Here is a 22,775-nt window from a genome sequence, read left to right on the forward strand (position 1 = left end):
CATTTATTCATTCAAATTAATAACTTCATTTCCTGAAAACCTGATTAAAGTCAAGTGTATCAACCCTTGAACAACTTGTCAAAACTACTATATCGCTGAATTTTTATCCTATTAATTGAATTGAATATTACCTGAAACGAGAGATTATTTGTTCTTTTCAGCATTCATCAGCATGATAAGTCTTCTAATGTCATTTTTATCCTTCAGGTCTAGTTTGTAATTATTACTTAAATCATTGATTATAGAATAACCCTCATCTCCAAAGAATCCAACAAGAGCTTTCTTTCTAGGCTTCCAAAGAAATGCTTCACCATCCTTAAAAACATATAAATCTTCGGTATTAGAAAATGCCTTTGCTCTTTGTGAACCGTAAGTCGCACCTGGATCATCAATCATCTTTTTATATTTATGATTGACAAGAGTATAATCTCCGTCAACCAATATTTCTACAAACCTATTAGATCCTATACCGGGAATATTATATCCAGAGCGAAATAACTGTGGAGCAGATTTGGCATTTAAAATAAATCCATTGATTCTACCTGGAGAATAGGCCATCAACTCTCTGCCCTCCCTATATTCAAGAGTATGATTGAAGGCATTAAATGCTATTACCACTTCCTCAGCAGTATCTTTTTCAGAAAAAATAATAGAACCCTGATCAAATTCTGTCCAATATTGAGAGCCCTTTACTTCGGGGTATGGGTTTGCCATCACTGGATTACCAGTGGCCTGATCTCTCATAACCTGTAATTGAGCAGAAGCAAAACCAAATGAACAAACGTATACTATACTTACTAATAAACTAAACTTTTTCATATACAAATCTAAATAAAAGGCCGGAAATATCCGGCCTTTTATTCTATAAATTATTGGAATAATGATTATCCTTCCACTGCTGGAGGGCTTGGTCTGGTTATTCTCAATTGTACTCTTTTGTAGTTTTCACTTGCCTGAATAGTGGAATTACCTTCCAACTCTAGCAACAAGTCAACTGAACCACCGATTTCACCGGTATTGATGATGTCCACCTCTAAAGTAGCAGTGGAAGAGTTAGCCGGGATTACCAAAGATCCGGATACATTGTAATCGGTTCCTTCTACTGCTGTAGTTCCTTCAGACACTACTCTGTAAGTAATGGTCTCGTCACTGTCTCTCTGTCTGGCAACAAGATTTACTTGAAGTCCATAAGTGCCAATGCTGTTTGCGATGGATATCCTTGGGTAGTTTTGACCCGCAATAGGTGCGGTCACTACTGAGGCCTGGAATTCAACCTCAGCTCCTTCCCAAATCGGATAGTTCTGCTCGATACAAGAACCGAACACAAAAACCATCACAAGAGAAAATATAGATAATATCTTTTTCATAGTCATTTTCAATTTTAGTATCCTCTGTTTTGATTAAGGTTCGTGTTACCATCAACCTCACGCTGAGGTATAAGAGGAAGTATTCTAAAGTCATCGAAAGGCACGAAGTTATTTGGACCTAAATATCTTTTATCCAAATCTCTTCCGTATCTCTTAAGATCAAAGAATCTATGTCCTTCAAACGCAAATTCTTTAAATCTTTCTATAAGGATCTCTTCAAGAATATCTTCACCGCTCATGGTTACAGGCTCAAGCCCTCTCAAAGCTTTGAAATCATTCAATTCTGCAAGTGCATCACCAGTATTACCCAACTGATAGTTGGCTTCAGCCCTGATCAAATGCATTTCAGACTTTCTGATTACAGGAACGTTGTCACCATAAACAAATCCAGCCTTGGCTATGAATTTAACACATTCAATGTTTCTTGATCCTCTAACAGTACTTCCAGTAGTGTAAAGGTGAGCCCTTACATCTTCATTTCTGGTAACATCCCAGCTATTGTTGTCATCAGGATTATCACCCACTTGAAGCGGTGCCAATCCAAAGAAATCAAGGACTCTTTGATTAGGCACGAAATCTCCCCATCCACCTTGCGCATTCTTGTTGTCTAAATTTAACAATACAGTAAAAGAAGATTGAAGTGATTCGTTAACACCGATTGATTCACCAGCAATTTGAAATCTAACTTCAAACATAGCTTCAGGATGATTCTGTGCTCTCCAACCTTCTACATAATCCATACCGCCAAGAACAGTGCCTGCACCAGATGCTAAAGCCGCAGTAGCTGCGTCTCTTGCAGCAGCCCAGTTACCTCTATAGAGTTCTACTCTTGCCAATAGACCTTGAGCAGCTCCTACTGAAGCAAACTGAGAACCAGCCCTGCTTGAAGTACTCAAAGCAGTAATCGCTTCGTTTAGGTCTAATACAATTTGTGCATAATTCTCATCGATTGTAGCTCTTGGAGAATTCCTTGTAAATGCGATATCAGAAGTAATTGAACCTTCCAAAGGCATAGGAATTCCACCTTCGTCAACCAAACCTGGCTGATAAATAGCTGTTGGAATGTAAGTATATACTTTCGCCAAGTCGAAGTAGTTTAAAGCTCTTAAGAACTTCAATTCGCCTTCCCATCTTGCAAGCTGGGCAGCAGAAGCGCCTTCAACTCCAGAAGCTACCGCATCAAGAATTAGATTAGCCTCATTGATGGCAAAATAAGTAGTTTGCCAGAAACTCAGGTTGTTGGCAGGTATGGAATTAAAGTGCGCATTTGGCTGATTATTATTTTCCTGAATCAAACGTCCGGAATTGGAAGTAGTTCTTCCCACATCTGCCAAAGCATCAGATAATGCCAATAGGTTTCTACCATAATTATTGGTAGCCCTAAGCCTTCCATACACGGAATTTACAGCAGCATCTACACCATCGGGTGTGTTCAATGCTAGATCTGCATCAATTGATTGTCTCGGGTCAACATTCAAGTCACAGGAAGAAACCGCAACTCCAAGTCCCAAGAGAACCGTAAATGCATATTTATATATATAATTTTTCATTTTCATTGTCATCTATTTTAAAATCCTAACTGTACACCGATCTGATAACTTTTTACAATCGGAAGCTGACCTGTACCTGCACCAACGAACTCAGGATCATATCCAGGATAGTTAGAGTATGTCCAAAGGTTCATTCCTTGAGCATATACCCTAGCTCTGGTAAGTCCCAAGCTTCTAAGAGTACTTGGATTAAAGCTGTATCCAAATTGCAATTGTGCTAATCTGATAAAGTCAGCATTCAAAAGCCCTGCAGTACCGAAGTTTCTTCCTTGGCTTCTTACTTCATTACCACCATTGGAGTTACCTACGTTTCTTGGAATATCAGTCATATCACCTGGGCTTGTCCACTGTCTGTCTACCACTTCTCTTAGGGTATTCAAAGCCAAACGGGTACCTGCTTCTCTCATAAAGCTATATTGACCATCAGTAACCACCGCACCATATTCATAAGTAAAGAATGCAGTCAGTTCAAATCCTTTGTATCTGAAGGTATTGCTTAGACCACCATATATTGGGGCTAGGTTTGATCCGAAATATACTCTGTCTGCTGCAATAGGCTGGTAAGTTCTGTTACCTGCTGCATCCAACCACATAGGACGGCCTGTTGCTGGGTTAACACCGGCATACTCAGCAAAGAAATGTGAACCTGGTGCCTGATCTCCTGGGAAAGCAGGGTTTCCAACTGGCTGACCAACTGCTATACCCGGATTAGCGGGAAGGAAATCCAAATCATCATAAAGAGAAATTACTTCATTTCTAATATATGTAAAGTTGAAGGATGTTCTCCAAGAGAAACCGCTTCTATCTATGTTCACAGTACTTACTTCAAATTCAACACCCCTGTTCATCAACTCACCCACATTGTTGGCAATAGAGCTGAATCCATTTGTCCAAAGGATAGGTTGATTCAAAAGCAAATTCTTGGTTCTCTGATCAAATAAATCAACAGAACCTGTAACCCTATTGCTGAAGAAACCGAAGTCAAGACCTAAGTTTACTGTTTCATTTGTCTCCCAACCTAAGTCAAGGTTAGCCAATGAAGTAGGTCTAATACCTGCATTTCCAGCGTAGTTACCTGCAGTTGGAGCGCCATAAAGACCTCTAGCTGCGAAGTTTCCAATCTGATCATTTCCAGATTGACCCCAAGAAGCTCTCAATTTCAAATCTGTAATCGTTTCGGAATCTTTTAAGAAATCTTCCATTGCAATATTCCAACCAGCTCTAACAGATGGAAAAATACCATATTGTGTATTGGCTCCAAATCTGGAAGAACCATCATATCTTGCTGTAGCAGTAAATAGATACTTCTCTTTGTAGTTGTAGTTTGCGTTTGCAAATACACCTTGTCTTCTGTAACCTGTCCAGAAACCACCCACAAACTCCGGAGTAGCACCTGAATCGATATACCTGAACTGGAATGTTGGGAAACCAATGGCTTCAGCATTCAACCCTTCTCTTGTTTCAGAAACAAATTCAAAACCTACCAAAGCCGTAAGGTTGTGGACATTATTGAAAGTTTTGTTCCAATTTAAAGTGTGCGTGGTAATAAACCTTGTTCTCCAGTCATTTGCTGCAGTAGCTCTACCCCTTACCCCAGCCCCATCAGGAGTTCTTGGATCTCTATACCTGTTTTCAGTAAGCATTCTGTAATCAACACCTACCAATCCACGATAAGTAAGATTATCTAAGATTTTATAATTGGCAATAGCATTACCTACAATAGAGTTAGTGGTTGTTGTACCTGAGTTAAAATCATTAACCAAAGCAACGTTTTGATTCAAAACACCAGCAATATTAGTGTTGTAGCTACCATCTTCATTGAAAATTGCATTGTGTGGCAATACTGTTGAAGAGGAGAAAGCAGGATTACCCAAAAATGCACCATCTATAGCAAAAGGAGAATTTTGAGTAATGGTTGACAAGTTAATATTTGTTTCTAAAGTAAGTCTATCATTTGCTTTATGAGTCAAAGCCGTTCTAAATGTACCTCTTTCGAAATCGACTGGACGGAATGAAGATTCTTGAACATTGTAAGAACCAGAAATAAAGAAAGTAGTTTTGTCATCACCACCGGAAACGTTAAGTTCATAGTTTTGAAGTCTACCTCTTCCCATCAATTGTCTTTGCCAATCAAATGTAGGCAGACCCAGACCAATGGCGTCAAGACCATCAGCACCCAATTCTTGCCAGTTACCTGGTAGTCTACCCATAGCATTCAAAGCATTTGCCTGAGGGTTACCAACGCCAGCATTGATCAAACCGTCTCTTCTCATAGTATACCACTCATCACCACCCAATACATCTAGTATTTTCATTGGTTGAGTTTCACCTGCAAAAGCGTTGAATTCAAATCTTGCCTTACCTTGCTTACCTTTTTTAGTGGTAATAATAACAACACCATTAGCTGCCTGAGAACCATAAATAGCAGCAGAAGCTGCATCTTTAAGGATTTCCATAGACTCAATATCATTTGGGTTTAAGAAAGCAAGCGGGTTGTCTTGGGTAAAGCTAGCGTTACCTGCATTGTTCAGCTGAACACCATCTACAATAAAAAGTGGCTCATTACCTGCTGTAATAGAACCTACACCACGGATACGGATGTTAACCGCACCACCTGGAAGACCATTTGCAGATCTAACCTGTACACCGGCAGCTCTACCCTGCAACGCGCGGTCAAAAGATTGCATAGGAAGGTTTTCAATCAACTCACCTTTTACGGATGAAACCGCACCGGTGACTTCTCTTTTTGGCTGAGTACCGTAACCAGTTACGATAACTTCTTCCAAACTCCTAGTATCAGGCTGTAATACCACATTGACCTGAGACCTATTACCAATATTGACTTCTTGCATTTCAGTACCTACAAATGAAAACACCAATGTGTTATTTCCTTGTGGGACATTCAGCGAGAAATTGCCGTCTAAGTCAGTAGCTGTACCCACAGTGGTACCTTTCACTACGACTGAGGCTCCCGGAATCGGTAACCCATCTTCTCCAGATGTCACCGTTCCAGTAACTACGCGACTTTGGGCAAATGCCGTAGCAGATGCCAACAAGAACGCAAGTCCTAGAAGTAAAATTTTCCTCATAATTATAATGTTTGATTTAATGAACCCCCAATTCTATTTATAATCCTTAAATAATGCAAAACCATTTACATAAAATGCATATTCATGTTGATGTATTTAATTTAAAAAAATTCTGAATAATCTATTTCTATAAAATTAAAGTTGTTATGAGTAGTGTATAAAGGACTTTAATAAATTTTAATTCTATTTATTATATATTTAAAGAATATTATTCTTTTTTAAAACTTCTTAACATTTAAGTAAATAAAAGTTAATATCGGTTAAGTCTCGAAAATATATTATTTCAATTTTCAACCTTTAAATAGCATATAAATAATATTTTCACCAAATATTTTACTTTTATTACTATTGAAAAACTTAATTTAATTCTGAATTTCACCAATTATACAGGCAAATTAACCAAAGGAGGTATAAAAAGTATTTTTTTAAACTGAAAAAAGGTAAAATTGTGATATTTAAATATGCAAAGTTTATTAAAAACCAAAAAAAAGCGCTTATTTACCGCTTAACCAAAAATAAAACATGGCGTTAATTAATTTGTTCGAAAAAATCACTTGAAATTGTTATGAATAATAAAAGCCGTAGTCTTGGAAGAGGAATTTTTTCCCAATTTATTTTTCACCAAATCGTAACCCTGCAAAACCCTTGCCTTTTGTTGGATATCGGATAAGAGCATGTTCAATTCTTCTGCAACATTTTTACTGTTAAAACCACGCTGAATCAGTTCTTTTACTACCTCCTGATCCGCGATTAAGTTTACCAAAGAAATATAAGGAACTCTAATCAAGCTCTTCGCAATAAAATAACTCAGCCAGCTGGTTTTGTAGACAACCACTTGGGGAACTCTAAATAATGCAGTTTCTAATGTAGCTGTTCCTGAAGTAACTATTGCCGCTGTTGCATGATGCAGCAAATCATATGTTTGATCAAATACGATCCTTATACCAGCTTTAATGGCAGGTCGGTAAGCTTCTGGTTTTAGATTACCCACTCCGGCAATCACAAACTGTGCATTTGGAAATTTCTTAACCACATCCAGCATTACTGAAAGCATCTTATCCAGTTCCTGTTGTCTGCTTCCTGGTAAGAGGGCAATTATCGGTTGATAATTCAATTCGTTTTTTTGATGAAAAAACGGATGAGGCTCAAACTTGGATATTTCATCCAAAAGCGGATTACCTACATACAAGGCCTCTACTCCAAACTTTTTATAAAACTCTGGCTCAAAAGGAAGAATGGAATAGACATGATCCGTATGCTTTTTGATTTTCAATGCCCTGCTCTGGTTCCATGCCCAAACTTTTGGGGGTATGTAATAATGAACTTTTATATTGTGACTTTTAGCAAAGGCAGCAATCTTCATATTGAACCCACCGAAATCCACCAATATCAAAGCATCTGGCTTAAATTTTAGTAAATCCTTTTTGATTAAAGCCAAGTGTTTCAATACTTTTCTGAATCCAAGCAATACCTCTATGAAACCCATCACGGATACATCCTGATAATGGGCTACAAGCTCAAGGCCTGCATTGGAAGAATAATCTCCGCCCATTCCACGAAATGAAGCTTCCGGATCCAGTTCCTTGATGGACTGAATTAAATTGGAACTATGTAGGTCCCCGGAGCGCTCTCCGCAAATGAGATAATATTTCATAATATATGTAATTAAAAAAATAAATAAGCTGAGTGCTTATTCACCATAGTATTCTACAAAGTTTCTAGGTGTTTCGTAAAGCGTTAACTTGTACAAACTCCCATGAGGCACAATGTCATTGATAGCAGGTTCTAGAATTTTCCAGAATTCCACTACAAGATTTTCACAGCTCGCCATTTTCCCCAACATGAATTCTACATCCATATTCAGGTTCTTATGGTCTACTTTATCAATCACCAAAGTTTTGATTATACCACTCAAAGCCTTCAAATCAACAACGAATCCCGTTTCAGGATCTGGCATTCCTTTTACGGTCACAATCAGCTCAAAATTATGCCCATGCCAGTTGACATTGGAACAAGGTCCAAACACTTCCTTATTTTTCTCCTCCGACCAGTTGGGATTCCAAAGCTTATGAGCCGCATTAAAATGCTCTTTTCTGCAAACGTGTATCATCACTCTATTCAATTGAGTGGCAAAAATAAGGAAAAAGATGAGGAATTGATAGTCTTACTTCAAATGAGAAATAAAACCTGACAGGTCTCTTCCTGAGATAATTTAAAAAATCAAAACAAACTCAAAAGACCTTTCTGGTTTGGTGCCCAATTTAAAATAAATTGGTATCAAAAATTTTCCTGAATAGAAATGGTAATTCTTCTGTTCATTGCCCTGTTATCAGCAGAATCATTTGGCCGTATTGGCTCCCTATCCCCTTTCCCGACCGGTATGGCGCGCCCTTCCTTAATGCCATTTTCTAAAAGATACCGCTTCACACTTTCTGCACGTCTTAGACTCAGGCTCTCATTATAGGCAGCACTGCCCACATTATCAGTATGCCCTACAATATATATATTGACATTGTAATTGGTAACAAGGAAATCCCTGAGCCTTTTAAGCGAACTCATGGATTCTTGTTTCAATTCATCTTTGTCGAAATCGAAGAAGATATTTTCAAAAACAAATTCTTCCCCGGGACCTATCGGTGTCAGAGAAATTTCCAAGGACTCTTGATCTTTGAGATTATCTCTTTCTACATTATAAATTTTCGGAAGGTAACCTTCTTTTTCCACATATAGTCCTGAAAATGATTTGTCGGGATACAACATCATAAAATCTCCCGTCTTGCCATCCGAACGAAATTGATACATCGTACTGTCGTTGGCAAGACTTACCAAAGACAGCTTGGCGTCCACTGGCTCTCCTGTTTTGGAATTAAGCACCTTACCCTGGGTAACGATAAGCTTTTCTCCTAATGCAATTTCATCAGGAAATTTAAATCTATATAAGAATGATCTTTCTACTTTTCCCTCTGCATATGATGTTTCTGTATAATAGGCATAATCTCTCTGAGCCGTAATAAACAAGGAGAATTGATCTTGATGGTCATTAATAGGATAGCCTAAATTTTCAGGCTCGGTAAATTCTCCATCCACCACTCTGGACACAAATAGGTCCATACCACCAAAGCCCCTATGCCCATTGGAAGCAAAAAATAAAATTTCATTATTAAAGTAAATAAAAGGAGAAACCTCATCCTTAGGTGTGTTGACAGTAGATCCCAGGTTTTTTGCTTCAGCCCAAGAACCGTCATCATTTCTTACGCTGTACCAAATGTCATTTCCTCCAAAACCTCCACGCCTATTCGATGAAAAGAACAATATTCTGCCATCTGCAGAAAGTGAAGGCTGGGATTCCCACGAACGGGAATTGACATTTTTCCCCATATTGGAAGACCTTTGCCAGATGTTGTTAACTTTATAAGCGACATAAAGATCGCAACTCCCAAAGGAATCCGGAGCATCGCAGGAGGTGTAAATAAGAATGTTCCCATCAGCTGAGATCGTACAGGTACCCTCGTTATAATAGGTGTTGATATTCTCTGAAATACCTGCAGGCAGGGTCCAGCTTTCACCATCATCAGCCAAATAAGACACATAGATATCTTCTTTTTGGTTATCCTGAGTGCCATCTCTTTTGGTAAAAAGTATCTTACGGCTATCGGCGGTCAATACTGGGAAATACTGCAGTGTAAACTCATTGATTGGCTCTGGAAGTTTTTCTTTTTTGATGACGAGTTCCTTTTGAAGATTTTCGTTCAAAAAATCCATTTGCTCTTTGGTCTCCATGTAATTGGGAGACCTTTTGAACTCACTGGCCAGAATTAAATCTACATCCTGAAACTCCCGTAGTGCTTCCTGAAACTGACCTAGAGAAAGATAAATATGGGTTTTGAGCCATCCGAAGTCTCCTTTAACTTGATCAGAAGCTTTGGCAGCTCGTCTCTCACCTCTTTCCACTACTTCCAATGCCTCTTGAGATCGGCCTGAGGTCAAAAGAATCCTCCCCCATTTCACATATGATTCCAAAAAATTGGCTTCCCGGTTGATAGAAGCTTTATATTTTTCTATTGCCTCTGCATATTGACGCCTAAGGACAAGCTCATTTCCTTCCTCATGCATCTTGATAGCTCTGGAATCGATAATAGAATACTTCTGTCCGTAGCTTATCTGGACAACACAAATCAGAACCAAAGAAAGAAGAAGTACCCTCATGTTTATGGAATATCCATAAACTTATGCGTTTGGAGTGAAATTTTCCATTCCGGGTTGGATTTCACATATTCAATGATGCTCCCCAAGTACTGGGATGACTTACTCCACTCCGGCTGCAAGAGTTTATGGCAGCTTTTATTTACCAAATCTGCATGTTTTTCTGCAAAATCAAAGTCAGATTTATGAAAAATAACCACTTTTAACTCATTTGCATGCTCATAAATGCTCGAATGTGGTTTTTTAAACTTTTTGGGAGAAAAACAAACCCAATCAAATTGTCCTGAAAATGGGTGCGCACCTGAAGTTTCTATATTGATCGTAAAACCCTCTTTTTTCAATAAAGCCGTCAAGGGACCCAAATCATACATTAAAGGCTCACCACCAGTAATCACAACCATCCGGCCGGGGTATTCCAAGGCTTGATTGACAATTTCTTGAACGGAATGGATAGGCCATTTCTCGGCTTCCCATGACTCTTTCACGTCACACCACACACAGCCCACATCACATCCGCCAAGTCTTATAAAATAAGCAGGGGTGCCAGTATGCACCCCTTCTCCTTGGATGGTATAAAAGGCTTCCATTACTGGAAGCATCATTCCTTTGTCAACAGCTTCTTTCTTGTCCATATCAATTTTTGATAAAGCGGGTGATTGAACCGCTTGGGTATTTGATTTTTTAAAAGGACTGCAAAGCTAAGGGAATTTTAAGCAGTTGCAAAACTGAGGCAAATATCCCTCTATTTGATCTGAGATTTGATTTTATTGATATAGGCAACACTTTGCGGGATTTGTTCAACAGATCTGGTGGATTCATCTTCTATGACCAAATATTCCACTTTATGTTTTACCGCCAATTCAATAAGTGATTTGATGTCAATATCCCCTTCTCCCAAGACTACGTTCGTTTCTACATCACCTCTACCATCTTTCGAGCCCGGAGTCCCCTTTTTCCTGTCTTTCAAGTGTAAAAGTGGGTATAATTCAGGATTAGCTTTGAGGTAAGCTACGGGATCTCCTCCTCCCATCTGCACCCAGTAAACATCCATATTGAACTTGTAATTATTGGCGTTTTTGACCATTTCATCAAACAAAACTCCGGATCCGTGTGAGGTGAATTCGTAACCATGAGGATGGTACAAAAGTGTTATACCTTCTTTTTGCATTTCCGCACCTGCTTTATTGAATAATTCTATGGCTTCCTGGGTTTCTTTAATTGTGAAATTGCCATCACCTTGGTGAGGGATCCAAAAGCAGGTTGCATATTTGGCTCCATAGGCTTTCGCTTGATCAATAATTTTCTGAATATTGTTGTTTTTGAGTTCGTTGTAATCCGCACCAACGCCTATCACAGAAAGCCCCATTTCGGAAATCATTTTCTTGTATTCTTCCTGACTCATGCCATAAGTGCCTCCTCCTTCCAGGTACTTGATTCCCCAGTCTGCAACCAATTGGTGTGAACCTTTGACATCATCTTTGGTTTGGTTGCGGAGACTATACATTTGCAGGGCTATTTCCTGTGCCTGCAATTGGGCTGTAAATAAGAATGTGAGGCCCAGAACTAGTGTTATTATTCTTTTCATATGATTATAATTTCTTTCAATGGTCATAACTTGTCCCGTATCGGGATAGCCTGTCCCGACTTTCGGGAGAATCTTCGCATGGTTTTTAATCATCCCTGTGTGTGATCCCGTAGGTACGGGATCATGCCTGCCTGTCCAGTAGGCAGGCTCGATTTCATGGTTTAATTGGGTTTGATTTGGAATATTGTCAAAAAGATAAAGAATCCCTCTCATTTTTTTACCAGTGGAATATTTACTTTTTCAAAACTGATTTGGTCAATGAATTTACATAAATTGTATATCATCTGATCATATATGTGACTATAAAAGAAAATTGAAATACTTAACTGAACTCAGTAAAAAATGAAACATGTAGTAGTCGGCTGGAAAGAAGGTATTGAGGAATTTTTGAAAAAGAATTTCTCCTTTGCAGAGTATAAAATTGTAAAGCAAGACTCAAGGATATACTTTTAGCGAACCGTAAACAAATCATTATGAAAAGAATACTTAGTATTTTATTTTCTTTATTTATTCTTTCATCAAGCTTTGCTTGGGCTCAGGAAAAAAAGCCCTATGTCATATTGATTTCTTTGGATGGTTATAGGTATGATTATACCGAAAGATTTGCCCCGGAAAATATCTCAAAATTCATTCAGGAAGGTACTGCTGCACAATCCATGATCCCATCTTTTCCAAGCAAGACTTTCCCAAATCATTACACCATAGCCACGGGAATGAAGCCTGAAAACCACGGATTGGTCAACAACGCTTTTTATGAACCAGAAAAAGATCAAACTTATGTCATCAATGATAGGAGTATTGTCGAGGATGGTTACTGGTATGGAGGCACCCCGCTTTGGGTCTTGGCGGAGCAAAATGGAATCAGGGCAGCAAGCTATTTCTTTGTAGGCACAGAAGCTCCTGTTCAAGGGGTTCAGCCTTCTTATTATTACAATTATGATGGGACAATATCCAACTTAACAAGAATTTCCAAAGTGTTTGAATGGCTTGAATTGCCAGAAGATGAAAGACCCAGGCTGATTACATTGTATTTTTCTGACATGGATGATATCGGCCACAGGTATGGGCCGAACAATGACCTGGAGTTGAGAAAGAAAATCTCCAAACTTGACAGGGAGCTTGGAGCTTTATTTGAGGGTTTGAAAAGTTTTGATGAAGAAATCAATGTCATTATTGTATCAGACCATGGCATGAGTGAAGTTCCTAAGGAAAATTTACTTAACCTTGATGAAATCACAAAAAACACCAATGCGCGTGTGGTCAACAATGGCGCCATGGCACATCTTTACCTGGATAATCCATTGGAACTTGAAGAATTGTATCTTAAACTCAATTCAGTTGAAGGGCCCTTCAAAGTAGTAAAAGTTAAGGATGAAAATTATTATCAAAACACAGAAACTTACAGCAATAGGTTAGGCGATTTATTGATTCTACCCGATTTAGGTTTCTATTTAGCTACTACCTCAGATATGATCAAGTACCAAAACCGAGCAGCGATGTTCAAAACAAATGTTTTTGGGGAACATGGTTACAGTCCTAAGTACAAGGACATGCACGGCATTTTTTATGCAAATGGACCACAGATCAAAAAATCCCATAAAATATCTTCATTTGAGAACTTTCATGTCTACCCTTTGATTTGTAGTATACTTGGCCTTCCTATCCCTGAGAATATTGACGGGGAATTAGCAGTGCTCGAGAAAATTCTAAAAAATGTTGAAGATTAAAAAAGATATAGAGACCCGCGTGGATGTTAGCCATTTGGTAAGAAGCTTTTATACCCGAATACGCCAACATGAAGTGTTAGGACCAATTTTTAATACTGTAATTGATGACTGGGAGGTTCATTTGGAAAGACTAACTGATTTTTGGGAAATAGTTATCTTAAACTCGGGTCCAGGTGCCGGTAAATTCAATCCAGTTCCTGTTCATAAGGAAGTAGATAGATCCACAGGAAACAGTATTCAGCAGGCTCATTTTGGACATTGGCTTGAACTCTGGTTCAGTACCCTAGATACTTACTACATGGGGAAAAATACAGATTTCGCGAAAGAACATGCCCGTAGAATGGCACATATTTTATTTTTCAGGATTATGGAAGGTAGAATTGAAAAAAATTAGCGTAAATACTATTCACTAAACACCGATCAGTTTAAAATGATAATCTAAGTTTTCGTTTTTCTGAAGGCTGATTTCTTTCCTTAAGTGATACACGGCTTCAAGTAATTTGGCGTTACCTAAACTACCGGCATCTACCCCCTTGAACCCTATAGCGGATATCAATCGGCTAACAATCTTTTTCTCAGGTATATCCGGACCACAAAAGTATGTTTCTTTGACAAGCCCCATTGGATCCGAAACAGGATAGTCTAAGCCCAGATTATTGAAAGCTTTAAAAAGGTAGCCCTCTTCCATTGCTGTTTTCAACATTTCAGTGTTACAGGGCATATTCTCAGTATATGAAGCATTGGTGCAGTCTATGATGATTTTACCTTCCAAATCAGCTTCTTTAAGCTCTTCAGTCACACTGGCCAAGTATTCATTCTCACAACAAATCAATATAAATACCGACTCCTCGATCACTTTTTTATATGTAATGACTTTTCCCGGTGACATTTTGAGGATTTTCCATTCTATTCCTTTTGCTTCAAAATCCTCTCTTACTCCAAAACGCACAATATTCGCTCTGGAAGACAAAACATCTCCCAAGTATAGGGCTAGTCTTGTACCTCCTATAATTCCTATTTCCATTGATTCATAATTTAAAAGGTGTGGAAACTTGCTTTTGTTTGTGGATTGGGTGCTTAGGGTGAAGAGCAAAGTTCCAAATTTTATCACGGAATTTAATGTATATTTTTGATCAAAGCAAAATTTTGTTTGTTAAGTTATTGTAAACCAATTTTTTAAGAATAGAATACAAAAAAGTTACTTTTAAAACCTGTCTTCTAAATACTTAATTACCAGGTAGAAGAAGAGAGATTTAGTAGAATAGGACTACCATTGACAGATTTGTAGGGACAGTTACCCTGATTGCAGCGGAAGCCTGCCACGATGATTTGGGGGGGGGGGAATAGTTTAAAAGGTTGGAGATCCCCCGCAATTCTGCGGGACAGACTTTCACCTCCGGAAACTCCCGTTCAGTATGACGACCCCATCTGTCATTCCCTTTCTAGTAAATGTCAATTTTTATCACACATTTTAACATTTTCATCACCCAAAATTTCAAAAAATAAAATCCCTATGATTTTTAAATCTTATTTTAGGATTTTAGCCAGTGGACTTGTTTTCCTGTTTTTAAAGGCATGGTAACTACTTGCTGAGAACAAAATTAAAGCGAAAAACAACGCAGCATAGGCAACAAACACTTCCGATTCCCACTGCTTGAAAGCTATGGCTGAAAAAGCCCAAACGCCCACCAAAGCTACTTCCCTCATGTTTCTATTGAAGGTAAGAAAAAGATATATTCCGGTTGCAACCATTATAATGAAGCATGTCCAAAACACAGGGTTTGAAAGCAAATCAATACTGTAAAGGAGAACAGAAGTGTTTACCACAGAAGCCGCTACAATCCAGCCAGTATAAATACAAATGGGCCACCATACAAAAGCAATGATATCCAAAGGAGCATCCCAAATTTCAAGCCTTAATTTAACTACCAATACCATAAGGCAAAACAATAAAGCGAAAATTACCAACACTGATACCAACAGCATTTCGGAAGTCCAAACGACAATCCAAAGTCCATTGAGTACATTTGAAAGGCCAAACCAAATGGAGGAAGGCAGCAGTGATTTTTGATTTTGATTTCTGAAAAATGAAATCCACTGGTAGACAATAAAACCCAATAATAATAAATATATCAAGCCCCAGATAGAAAAGGCATATCCCGCCGGAGTGATCAAAACTTCATATCGGTTGCTGATTTCTCCAACTGAATTTCTTTCTCCAACTCCTGCACCATAAAGGTAATTCAAGTAAATCATTGCAGCATAACTGAATGTATTAAAAATCAACAGAATGATATTTTTCATGAACGACAGTTTTTGAGGTATATGAGAATTCAGGTAAGTTCAATCTTAAATTTGAATAAAACATAAACTTATAGCCAATATATATTCAGTCATAATTTATCAAGAAATGAATTAGAAATAATCGTCCTTTTTCTTAGATTAATAAAAACTTTTGTAATTATGAAAATAAACACCTGCTTCTCGGCTGCACTATTCTTATTTCTTTTTTTAGCGACTGGCAAAATATATAGCCAGTCCAATAATAGGGTACTTTTTGAAAATGTACGGGTTTTTGATGTAAAGTCAGGAAGCTTAACCGGATTAAGAAATGTACTTGTGGAAGGAAAAGAAATCAAAAGCATTTCGGCATCTTCAGAAGGTATGGAAGAAGCACTCATTATTGATGGAGGGGGTAAAACATTGATGCCGGGACTTATTGATGTGCATGTACATATGGCATTTGGAGCCTTGACCATGCGGGAAATGATGTCGCCCATGATGTCTGAAGGCCTTATTGCTGAAAAAGTAAGCGTAAATGCTGAAAAGATGCTATTACGGGGATTTACCTCGGTCAGAGATGCAGGAGGACCTATCTTTCCCGTGAAAAAGGGCATAGATGATGGTAAAATAACAGGTCCCAGAATTTGGCCATCAGGCGCTACCATCTCACAGACGGCGGGCCATGGAGACTTCAGGACTCCTGATGAAAAGTCAAGAAGATTTTTTGGAGAGCCCTCCCGTGCTGAAAGATTCAATGCCACATTTATAGCTGATGGAAGAGCTGAGGTCTTGACAGCTGTTCGGGAGAACTTACGTTTTGGAGCAAGTCAGATTAAATTGATGGCGGGAGGCGGTACTTCCTCAGCATACGACCCTGTTGATGTAACCCAATATACTTTTGACGAAATGCGGGCTGCCGTGGAGGCTGCGGAAGATTGGGGAACTTATGTCATGGTGCATGCCTATACACCGAGGGCCATTCGAAGAGCCATTGATGCAGGTGTTAAATGCATTGAACACGGACAGTTGTTAGATCAAAAGACTTTACGTTATGCTGCCAAAAAGAAAGTGTGGCTGAGTACGCAAATGCTGGTTGAAAACACCCCTAATATGGATCCTCAGAGAATTGAGAAGAGAAAACCTGTACTGGAGGGACAATCTAAAGTCTGGCCGATGGCAAAAAAACTTAAATTAAAATTGGCTTGGGGAACTGATTTTCTGTTCGAACCTGAGCTCAATGACAGACAAAACGAATTTATACTGAAGCTGCAACCATGGTTCAGCAATGCTGAAATCCTGAAAATGGTCACCCATGACAATGCGGAATTACTACAACTTTCAGGGTTGAGAAGTCCATACCAAGGTAAATTGGGAGTAGTGGAAGAAGGTGCCTTGGCAGATTTGATTTTGGTGGATGGAGATCCTTTGACTGACCTTTCCTTGATTGCCAATCCTGCAGAAAAGTTTGTGGTGATTATGAAGGATGGGAAAGTATATAAAAATATGATGGATTGATTCTGCTCATTTTGAAAAAGTTTTTGGTGGAAAAATACTTCATAATTTAGCTTTTAAGTTTCATAGTTGCAATTTTTGGCGAATGGTTCAAGTATTCAGGCTTGGACCAAAAACGTAACAGTCTTCAGACTGTACAAAAGCAGTCTGAAGACTGCCACTGAAATGGTCCAAGACTAAGTCTTAAACCACCCCCTACCCCCCTAATCAGTCGCATTCCAATACGCCATCCGCTCGCAACTCTCCACCTCTATGCTATAAAAGTCAAATTCCTGCGTTACTTTGCCTTTTATGAGGTAGATACCTTTGCCTTTGAAGGGATGCTTTTTGACCACAGGAGGAAAATGCACGGTATCTATCCAATCTCCCTCCCTATCTATAAAAGTCCCGAAATTCATCACATCACCCTTTACCGTGCGGGTATACTTGATGGTCACTAGATAACCGATGATTTGTACAGATTTACCTAGGCATTGTTTTAAATCCCTCGCTTTGATACTGGGCACAGTTTGGTCCTTGACCAAATGAAAAGGAGAATCCAAAGGAAATTCCAAAATATCGATCTGATCCACGATTTCCTGCCGGATATCCGCAGGTTCGAGTTCAGGAACCTGCAACTCGCGGAAACCAGCTTGCTTAAAGAGCTCATTACCCGTAGTGACTGTCTTTCGCTTGTTTAGGATAAAATGTGCCTCCCATAACAGTTCCTGTTTGCTTTTCCCGGTAAACCGGAAGCAGCCAATACGGATCAGGATCAATGCCTGCTCCAGACTGATATCCACCCTGCCAATAAAGTCGGAAAGTCCGAGGTAGTCCCCATTTGCCCTGCGCTCAGTGAGGATTTTTTCAACACTGATTTTTTCCAGAAACTTCATATGTACGAAACCGAGATAAACGGTTTTTCCTTTGATGTTGGTCAGGTAATCGCTTTCGTTGATATGGGGAGCTTGGATATCGGCCCCGTTCATCCGGAGTTCATGGATGTAAAATTCAGTATGGTAAAAGCCCCCGAAATTATTGATCACACCAACCATAAACTCCAAGGGAAAATAGGCTTTCAGATACAGGCTCTGATAACTCTCCACCGCAAAAGAAGCCGAATGACCCTTGGCAAAGGAGTAGCCGGCAAAACTCTCTATCTGATGCCAGACTTCGGTAGTGATCTTAGAGTCTCTTCCCAAGCGTTGGCAGTTACTGAAAAACTGATCTTTAACCCGCTGGAATTCATCTTTCGAGCGGGACTTCCCACTCATACCCCTGCGCAACACATCTGCTTCTGACAAACTGAGTTCCGCAAAGTAGTGAGCAACTTTAATCACATCTTCCTGGTAGACCATGATACCATAAGTCTCAGGCATAATTTCCATCATCACAGGATGGGCCTGCTTGCGTCTTTCGGGGTCTACATGTCGCAGGATATACTCCCGCATCATACCCGACCGGGCCACACCGGGACGGATAATGGAGCTTGCTGCCACAAGTTCCAGGTACTCATCCGCCTTCATTTTGGCAAGCAACATGCGCATAGCGGGAGATTCCACATAAAAAGCACCAATGGTATGTCCATCCCGCAGGTGTTCCTTGATTTTGGTGTCCTTTTTGAATTTTTCCACCTGCCTGATGTCCACCTTTACTCCCTGATTTTGGTAGATGATTTCAATGGCACTTTTGATATGCCCCAGGCCACGCTGAGAGAGAATATCAAACTTATGGAGACCAATATCCTCTGCAATATGCATATCAATATGAGCAAGTGGAAATCCTTTGGGGGGCATTTCTGTGGCTGTGTAATAGTGTATGGGCTTGTGGGAAATCAAGATACCACAGGCATGGATGGTCAGGTGGGAAGGCATGCCATGCAAGACCTGACTGTATTTGAGAATCAACTTTCCATATTGATCTGGAATGTACTCGGATTTACCTGCGTGGTAAATCAGGGATTCAATTTCTGTTTTGGGCAGTCCAAAAACCTTCCCGAGTTCCCGCAGCATGGAGTTGGCCTGAAAGGTACTATAGGAACCCAGTAAGGCCACATGTTCCTGTCCCTCTTTGTTGTATTTGTCAAAAATATATTGCGTCACCTCATCCCGATCCGTCCAACTGAAGTCAATATCAAAATCAGGAGGGTTCTCCCGGTAAAGATTGATAAAGCGCTCAAAGTAGAGGTCAAGTTCTACAGGGTCTACATCAGTAATCCCCAGACAGTATGCCACAATACTATTGGCCCCACTACCCCTGCCTACGTGGTAATAGTTTTTGTGCTGGGCAAAGTTGACAATGTCGTAATTTATCAGAAAGTAGGATACGAAACCTTTTTGCTGTATCAGTTCCAGTTCTTTTTCTATACGCTTGCTGATTTCAGGCGACAGATCAGGGTATCGGTTGATAGCACCCTTAAAGGTCTCCTGCCTCAGGAAATCATAATCTTCCCAATCTGAGCCCAAGACATCTCTTTTGTTTTTGACAGCCTGGAAATAAAAGGAGAACTGACAGGCTTCCAGGAGTTTTTGGGCATTATAAAGTAAGTAACTGTGCCCCTCACAGCGACCTACTATATCTGCGTAGCTGTAGAGCATGTCACTAACCTCTCCTTGTTCCTCCGGCTCGAGTTTGCTAAGCAGGGTATTCTTATCCACTGCCCGCAGCAAGCGGTGTGTATTGAACTCAAGTTTGGAGGAAAAGGTCACGGGCTGTAACAGTACCAGCTTGTCTTTGTGTCTGAACCATGGTGATTTAATAATGCGGTTGAGTTGATAAGAATGTACACCGATGAATTCATTTTCCCGGAGAATAAAAAACTTGGAAGGTAAAGGGTAAACTACGAAACTATTCTGGAATACAGGAGCCCTTTCTCCAAAAGGAATTCCCTTGGTCCGGTGATGGGAAAGGTGACGATTAAGTTCATAAAAACCTTCCTGATTTTTGGCTAAGCCTATATATTGTTGCCGCACACCATTGCGAAAATCTGTGCCGATCACGGGATGTATACCATTTTTCTGTGCTTCCCGGATAAAGGGGAAGACTCCAGACACTGAATTGATATCGGTAAGGGCAAGGGCATCAAGCTTTTTAGCCTTCGCTTCTGCAATCAATGATGCTACCGACATCGTGCCGTATTTGAAACTATAATAAGAATGGCAGTTTAGGTACATTGATATAAATGGATATAGACTTTGTGATATAAATAGAAATATGCCTCCCTACGGTCAGCGAACTAGGATTAATATAGAATATTTATAGCATATAGCTACGCTGAGAGATAAATTTGTTTATATTATTAACATTTATGTGTTTATAATTTAAACAATAAATCAACAACCAATCAAGTCCCTGAAGAAAATTGTCAGTAAAAGTTTTAGAACAGTTAGTAAAAGCGCAGCAGGGTAATTCCCCTAGCTGAAAAATAAATTCAATTGAAACGTTTGGAAGAAACTACCTCTCTTAAAAAGATTTTTCTAATCCCGATAAATACCAATAAAAGAATGCTGTAAGCAATAAAAAAGGGAATAATAAAATCTATCATCCCTAATGTGAGCATGACAGAAATAATCAATAATTGAAAGCCTAAGCCATAAATCGAAATGATCGACATAAACCAATTAGGGAAAGGAGCCGTCTTAACAGCATTTCTATCCAAATTAAAAATCGCCTTATCAAAAGCTCCATAGAGTATGTTGTAGGTATTGAATAGCCAATTGACTGTCCTCTGACTTTCCCCTGGCAATGCTGTTGGGCTCTTGTCTTCTATAATCTTACTGGTTTGCTCACCTCCTGCTGTATTATGCCTTAGGACCACATAATAATAATTATATAAGGTTCCCTGAAGTTGAACACTAACAAAGGCAACCAGCGTCGCTAAAATTGAGGAAGATGATACAGACCAAATTGTAATGAACAAAAGGAAATTGAGAACAATATCAAAGATAGAATCCAGGTATCGTCCTGTATAGGAAGGAGTTTTTTTCACTCTCGCCAGTTCTCCGTCAGCAGCATCCAAAATAGATTTTAGTATTAGGAAAAATCCTGCTGCAAAATAATACTCATTCAAAATTGCATAAATAGCAAAGATGCCACTGAGACCAAAAAGATAGGTCACCTGCACAGGAGTCAATTTGGTATGTTCGACTTGGCTGACAAAAGCTCTTGCAAATGGTCTCCCATAATCGGATACATCTATAAATTTCTTGTCAGAAGGTAATTTGGACATTAGGGATGAAGGAAATCATCCAAAGCCTTGCAAACTTTGGGTGATTTGGTTGTTTTAGAAATACGAATGGCAATATAACCTCAAGTTTCTGCTTATTGTTGTGTAGGATTTTTCTTTTTTTCGAAACTGCCTCTGGCTACTGTCTCGGATCACATGCTATGTTCAAAATATAAGAACCTGGAAAACATCATAATTAAGCAAATATCACAAGACCTTCAAGCGACTATTTTTTTGTTAAAAAGAAATCTTCCTTAGCTTTACTTTTAGCCTATGGAAATCTGGATCGAATACCTCAACAGCATTGTAGAATATGAAATAAGGTGGAATATTTTCAAAACCATCCTTATCATACTTATACTGTGGTTGATCAAAAAAGGGATCTATCACCTGATAGGTGTAGGTAAAGATGCAGACCTCAAAAGAATTTACCACTGGAGAAAGACCGCACAATACACCCTGGTGTTTATCGGTTTTCTTTTAATAGGGAATATATGGATCAGTAACTTTCAATCCATAACAACTTTTCTTGGTTTATTGTCAGCAGGTATCGCTATAGCTCTGAAGGATATTTTTGTGAATATCGCAGGCTGGCTTTTTATTTATTGGAGAAAACCCTTTGATGTAGGTGATCGGATTCAGATTGGTGAGCATAAAGGAGATGTTGTGGATTTAAGGCTTTTTCAGTTTTCACTCCTTGAGGTAGGTAACTGGGTTGATGCAGATCAAAGTACAGGAAGAATCTTGCATGTTCCCAATGGAAAAGTCTTTTCAGATGCACAAGCCAATTACAGTCAAGGCTTTGATTATATATGGAATGAACAAAACCTCTATGTAAGCCTGGACTCAAACCACAAAAAGGCTCAAAAAATCCTCAGGGAAATCATGAATGATTTGTTACAGGATGGATTTAAAAGTATTGAGAGGGCAATGATGAAAGCCCATAAGGAACACTTTATCCACTTCGGGCAGTTTACTCCGACTGTGTACAGCAAAATCCATGAAAGAGGTATACAACTATCGTTACGGTATCTTTGCCATCCAAGAAAAAGGAGGGTGCTGGAACACCAGATTACTGAAGCTATTTTAGAAAAATTCAAAGCAGAAAGTGACATCAGGATTGTTTACCCTATCACTTCAGTGTATTTGGACAAGGGAATTGATTCATAAAAAAGCCCCCGAAACCTAAGTTTCAAGGGGCCCCGCTGAGGGAAATCTCTCTCCCTCCTGTTAACCTGCGTTCTCTTCATTTGGA

General features: G+C 39.2%; 17 protein-coding genes. 4 read left to right on the forward strand and 13 right to left on the reverse strand.

Annotation, left to right across the window (positions count from 1 at the left end; translation table 11 throughout):
* Nucleotides 1-144: 144 nt before the first annotated feature.
* The 9 genes from EA341_RS06915 to EA341_RS06955 all read right to left on the reverse strand — a co-directional run bounded on the left by EA341_RS06915 (nucleotide 145) and on the right by EA341_RS06955 (nucleotide 12,007).
* The gene (locus EA341_RS06915) at nucleotides 145-819 is read right to left on the reverse strand and encodes a hypothetical protein (protein WP_293012529.1); all 675 of its coding nucleotides are present in this window, start codon (nucleotides 817-819) and stop codon (nucleotides 145-147) included.
* Nucleotides 820-884: 65 nt separating this feature from the next.
* Nucleotides 885-1,367: a DUF4843 domain-containing protein gene (locus EA341_RS06920; protein ID WP_293012531.1), complete on the reverse strand. Its 483-nt coding sequence runs from the start codon at nucleotides 1,365-1,367 to the stop codon at nucleotides 885-887.
* Between the two features lie 14 nt (nucleotides 1,368-1,381).
* Nucleotides 1,382-2,917, reverse strand: coding sequence for a RagB/SusD family nutrient uptake outer membrane protein (locus EA341_RS06925; protein WP_293012533.1), 1,536 nt, complete (start codon nucleotides 2,915-2,917; stop codon nucleotides 1,382-1,384).
* A 17-nt stretch (nucleotides 2,918-2,934) separates the two neighbouring features.
* A complete protein-coding gene (locus EA341_RS06930; protein ID WP_293012534.1) occupies nucleotides 2,935-6,006 on the reverse strand; it encodes a TonB-dependent receptor in 3,072 nt (1,023 codons plus the stop codon).
* 550 nt (nucleotides 6,007-6,556) lie between these two features.
* Nucleotides 6,557-7,660 carry a lipid-A-disaccharide synthase gene (gene lpxB / locus EA341_RS06935; RefSeq protein ID WP_293012536.1) on the reverse strand — a complete coding sequence of 368 codons (1,104 nt, stop codon included), beginning with the start codon at nucleotides 7,658-7,660 and terminating at the stop codon, nucleotides 6,557-6,559.
* A 36-nt stretch (nucleotides 7,661-7,696) separates the two neighbouring features.
* Nucleotides 7,697-8,116, reverse strand: coding sequence for a 6-carboxytetrahydropterin synthase (locus EA341_RS06940; protein WP_293012537.1), 420 nt, complete (start codon nucleotides 8,114-8,116; stop codon nucleotides 7,697-7,699).
* A 167-nt stretch (nucleotides 8,117-8,283) separates the two neighbouring features.
* Nucleotides 8,284-10,212 carry an OmpA family protein gene (locus EA341_RS06945; protein WP_293012538.1) on the reverse strand — a complete coding sequence of 643 codons (1,929 nt, stop codon included), beginning with the start codon at nucleotides 10,210-10,212 and terminating at the stop codon, nucleotides 8,284-8,286.
* 2 nt (nucleotides 10,213-10,214) lie between these two features.
* Nucleotides 10,215-10,841, reverse strand: coding sequence for a 7-carboxy-7-deazaguanine synthase QueE (locus EA341_RS06950; protein WP_293012539.1), 627 nt, complete (start codon nucleotides 10,839-10,841; stop codon nucleotides 10,215-10,217).
* Between the two features lie 110 nt (nucleotides 10,842-10,951).
* Nucleotides 10,952-12,007 (reverse strand): sugar phosphate isomerase/epimerase, encoded by a 1,056-nt coding sequence (locus EA341_RS06955; RefSeq protein WP_293012541.1) that lies wholly within the window; start codon nucleotides 12,005-12,007, stop codon nucleotides 10,952-10,954.
* Nucleotides 12,008-12,267: 260 nt separating this feature from the next.
* Between EA341_RS06955 and EA341_RS06960 the strand changes: the two genes are divergently transcribed.
* Both EA341_RS06960 and EA341_RS06965 read left to right on the forward strand, forming a co-directional pair.
* Nucleotides 12,268-13,521 (forward strand): ectonucleotide pyrophosphatase/phosphodiesterase, encoded by a 1,254-nt coding sequence (locus EA341_RS06960; protein ID WP_293012542.1) that lies wholly within the window; start codon nucleotides 12,268-12,270, stop codon nucleotides 13,519-13,521.
* On the forward strand, nucleotides 13,508-13,915 hold the full coding sequence (locus tag EA341_RS06965; protein WP_293012543.1) for a group III truncated hemoglobin: 408 nt from the start codon (nucleotides 13,508-13,510) through the stop codon (nucleotides 13,913-13,915). The genes EA341_RS06960 and EA341_RS06965 overlap by 14 nt, the downstream gene beginning before the upstream one ends.
* 15 nt (nucleotides 13,916-13,930) lie before the next feature.
* On the opposite strand, the gene EA341_RS06970 is transcribed toward EA341_RS06965, so the two are convergent.
* Together EA341_RS06970 and EA341_RS06975 are read right to left on the reverse strand one after the other, a co-directional pair.
* Complete coding sequence (locus EA341_RS06970; protein ID WP_293012545.1) at nucleotides 13,931-14,545, reverse strand: NAD(P)-binding domain-containing protein; 615 nt, start codon at nucleotides 14,543-14,545, stop codon at nucleotides 13,931-13,933.
* Between the two features lie 503 nt (nucleotides 14,546-15,048).
* Nucleotides 15,049-15,825, reverse strand: a complete 777-nt coding sequence (locus tag EA341_RS06975) for a hypothetical protein (RefSeq protein WP_293012547.1) — start codon at nucleotides 15,823-15,825, stop codon at nucleotides 15,049-15,051.
* 159 nt (nucleotides 15,826-15,984) lie between these two features.
* On the opposite strand from EA341_RS06975, the gene EA341_RS06980 reads away from it, so the two are divergent.
* Nucleotides 15,985-17,319 (forward strand): amidohydrolase family protein, encoded by a 1,335-nt coding sequence (locus tag EA341_RS06980; protein ID WP_293012549.1) that lies wholly within the window; start codon nucleotides 15,985-15,987, stop codon nucleotides 17,317-17,319.
* A gap of 200 nt (nucleotides 17,320-17,519) precedes the next feature.
* Here EA341_RS06980 and EA341_RS06985 read toward each other — a convergent pair whose 3' ends face one another.
* Nucleotides 17,520-20,468 (reverse strand): PHP domain-containing protein, encoded by a 2,949-nt coding sequence (locus EA341_RS06985; protein WP_293012550.1) that lies wholly within the window; start codon nucleotides 20,466-20,468, stop codon nucleotides 17,520-17,522.
* Between the two features lie 257 nt (nucleotides 20,469-20,725).
* Nucleotides 20,726-21,523, reverse strand: coding sequence for a CDP-alcohol phosphatidyltransferase family protein (locus tag EA341_RS06990; RefSeq protein ID WP_293012551.1), 798 nt, complete (start codon nucleotides 21,521-21,523; stop codon nucleotides 20,726-20,728).
* 270 nt (nucleotides 21,524-21,793) lie between these two features.
* Here EA341_RS06990 and EA341_RS06995 point away from each other — a divergent pair, with 270 nt between their 5' ends.
* Entirely contained in the window at nucleotides 21,794-22,690 is an 897-nt protein-coding gene (locus EA341_RS06995; protein WP_293012552.1) for a mechanosensitive ion channel domain-containing protein, read from the forward strand.
* Nucleotides 22,691-22,775: the final 85 nt, after the last annotated feature.

The organism is Mongoliibacter sp., assembly GCF_007692705.1.
GTDB lineage: Bacteria > Bacteroidota > Bacteroidia > Cytophagales > Cyclobacteriaceae > Mongoliibacter.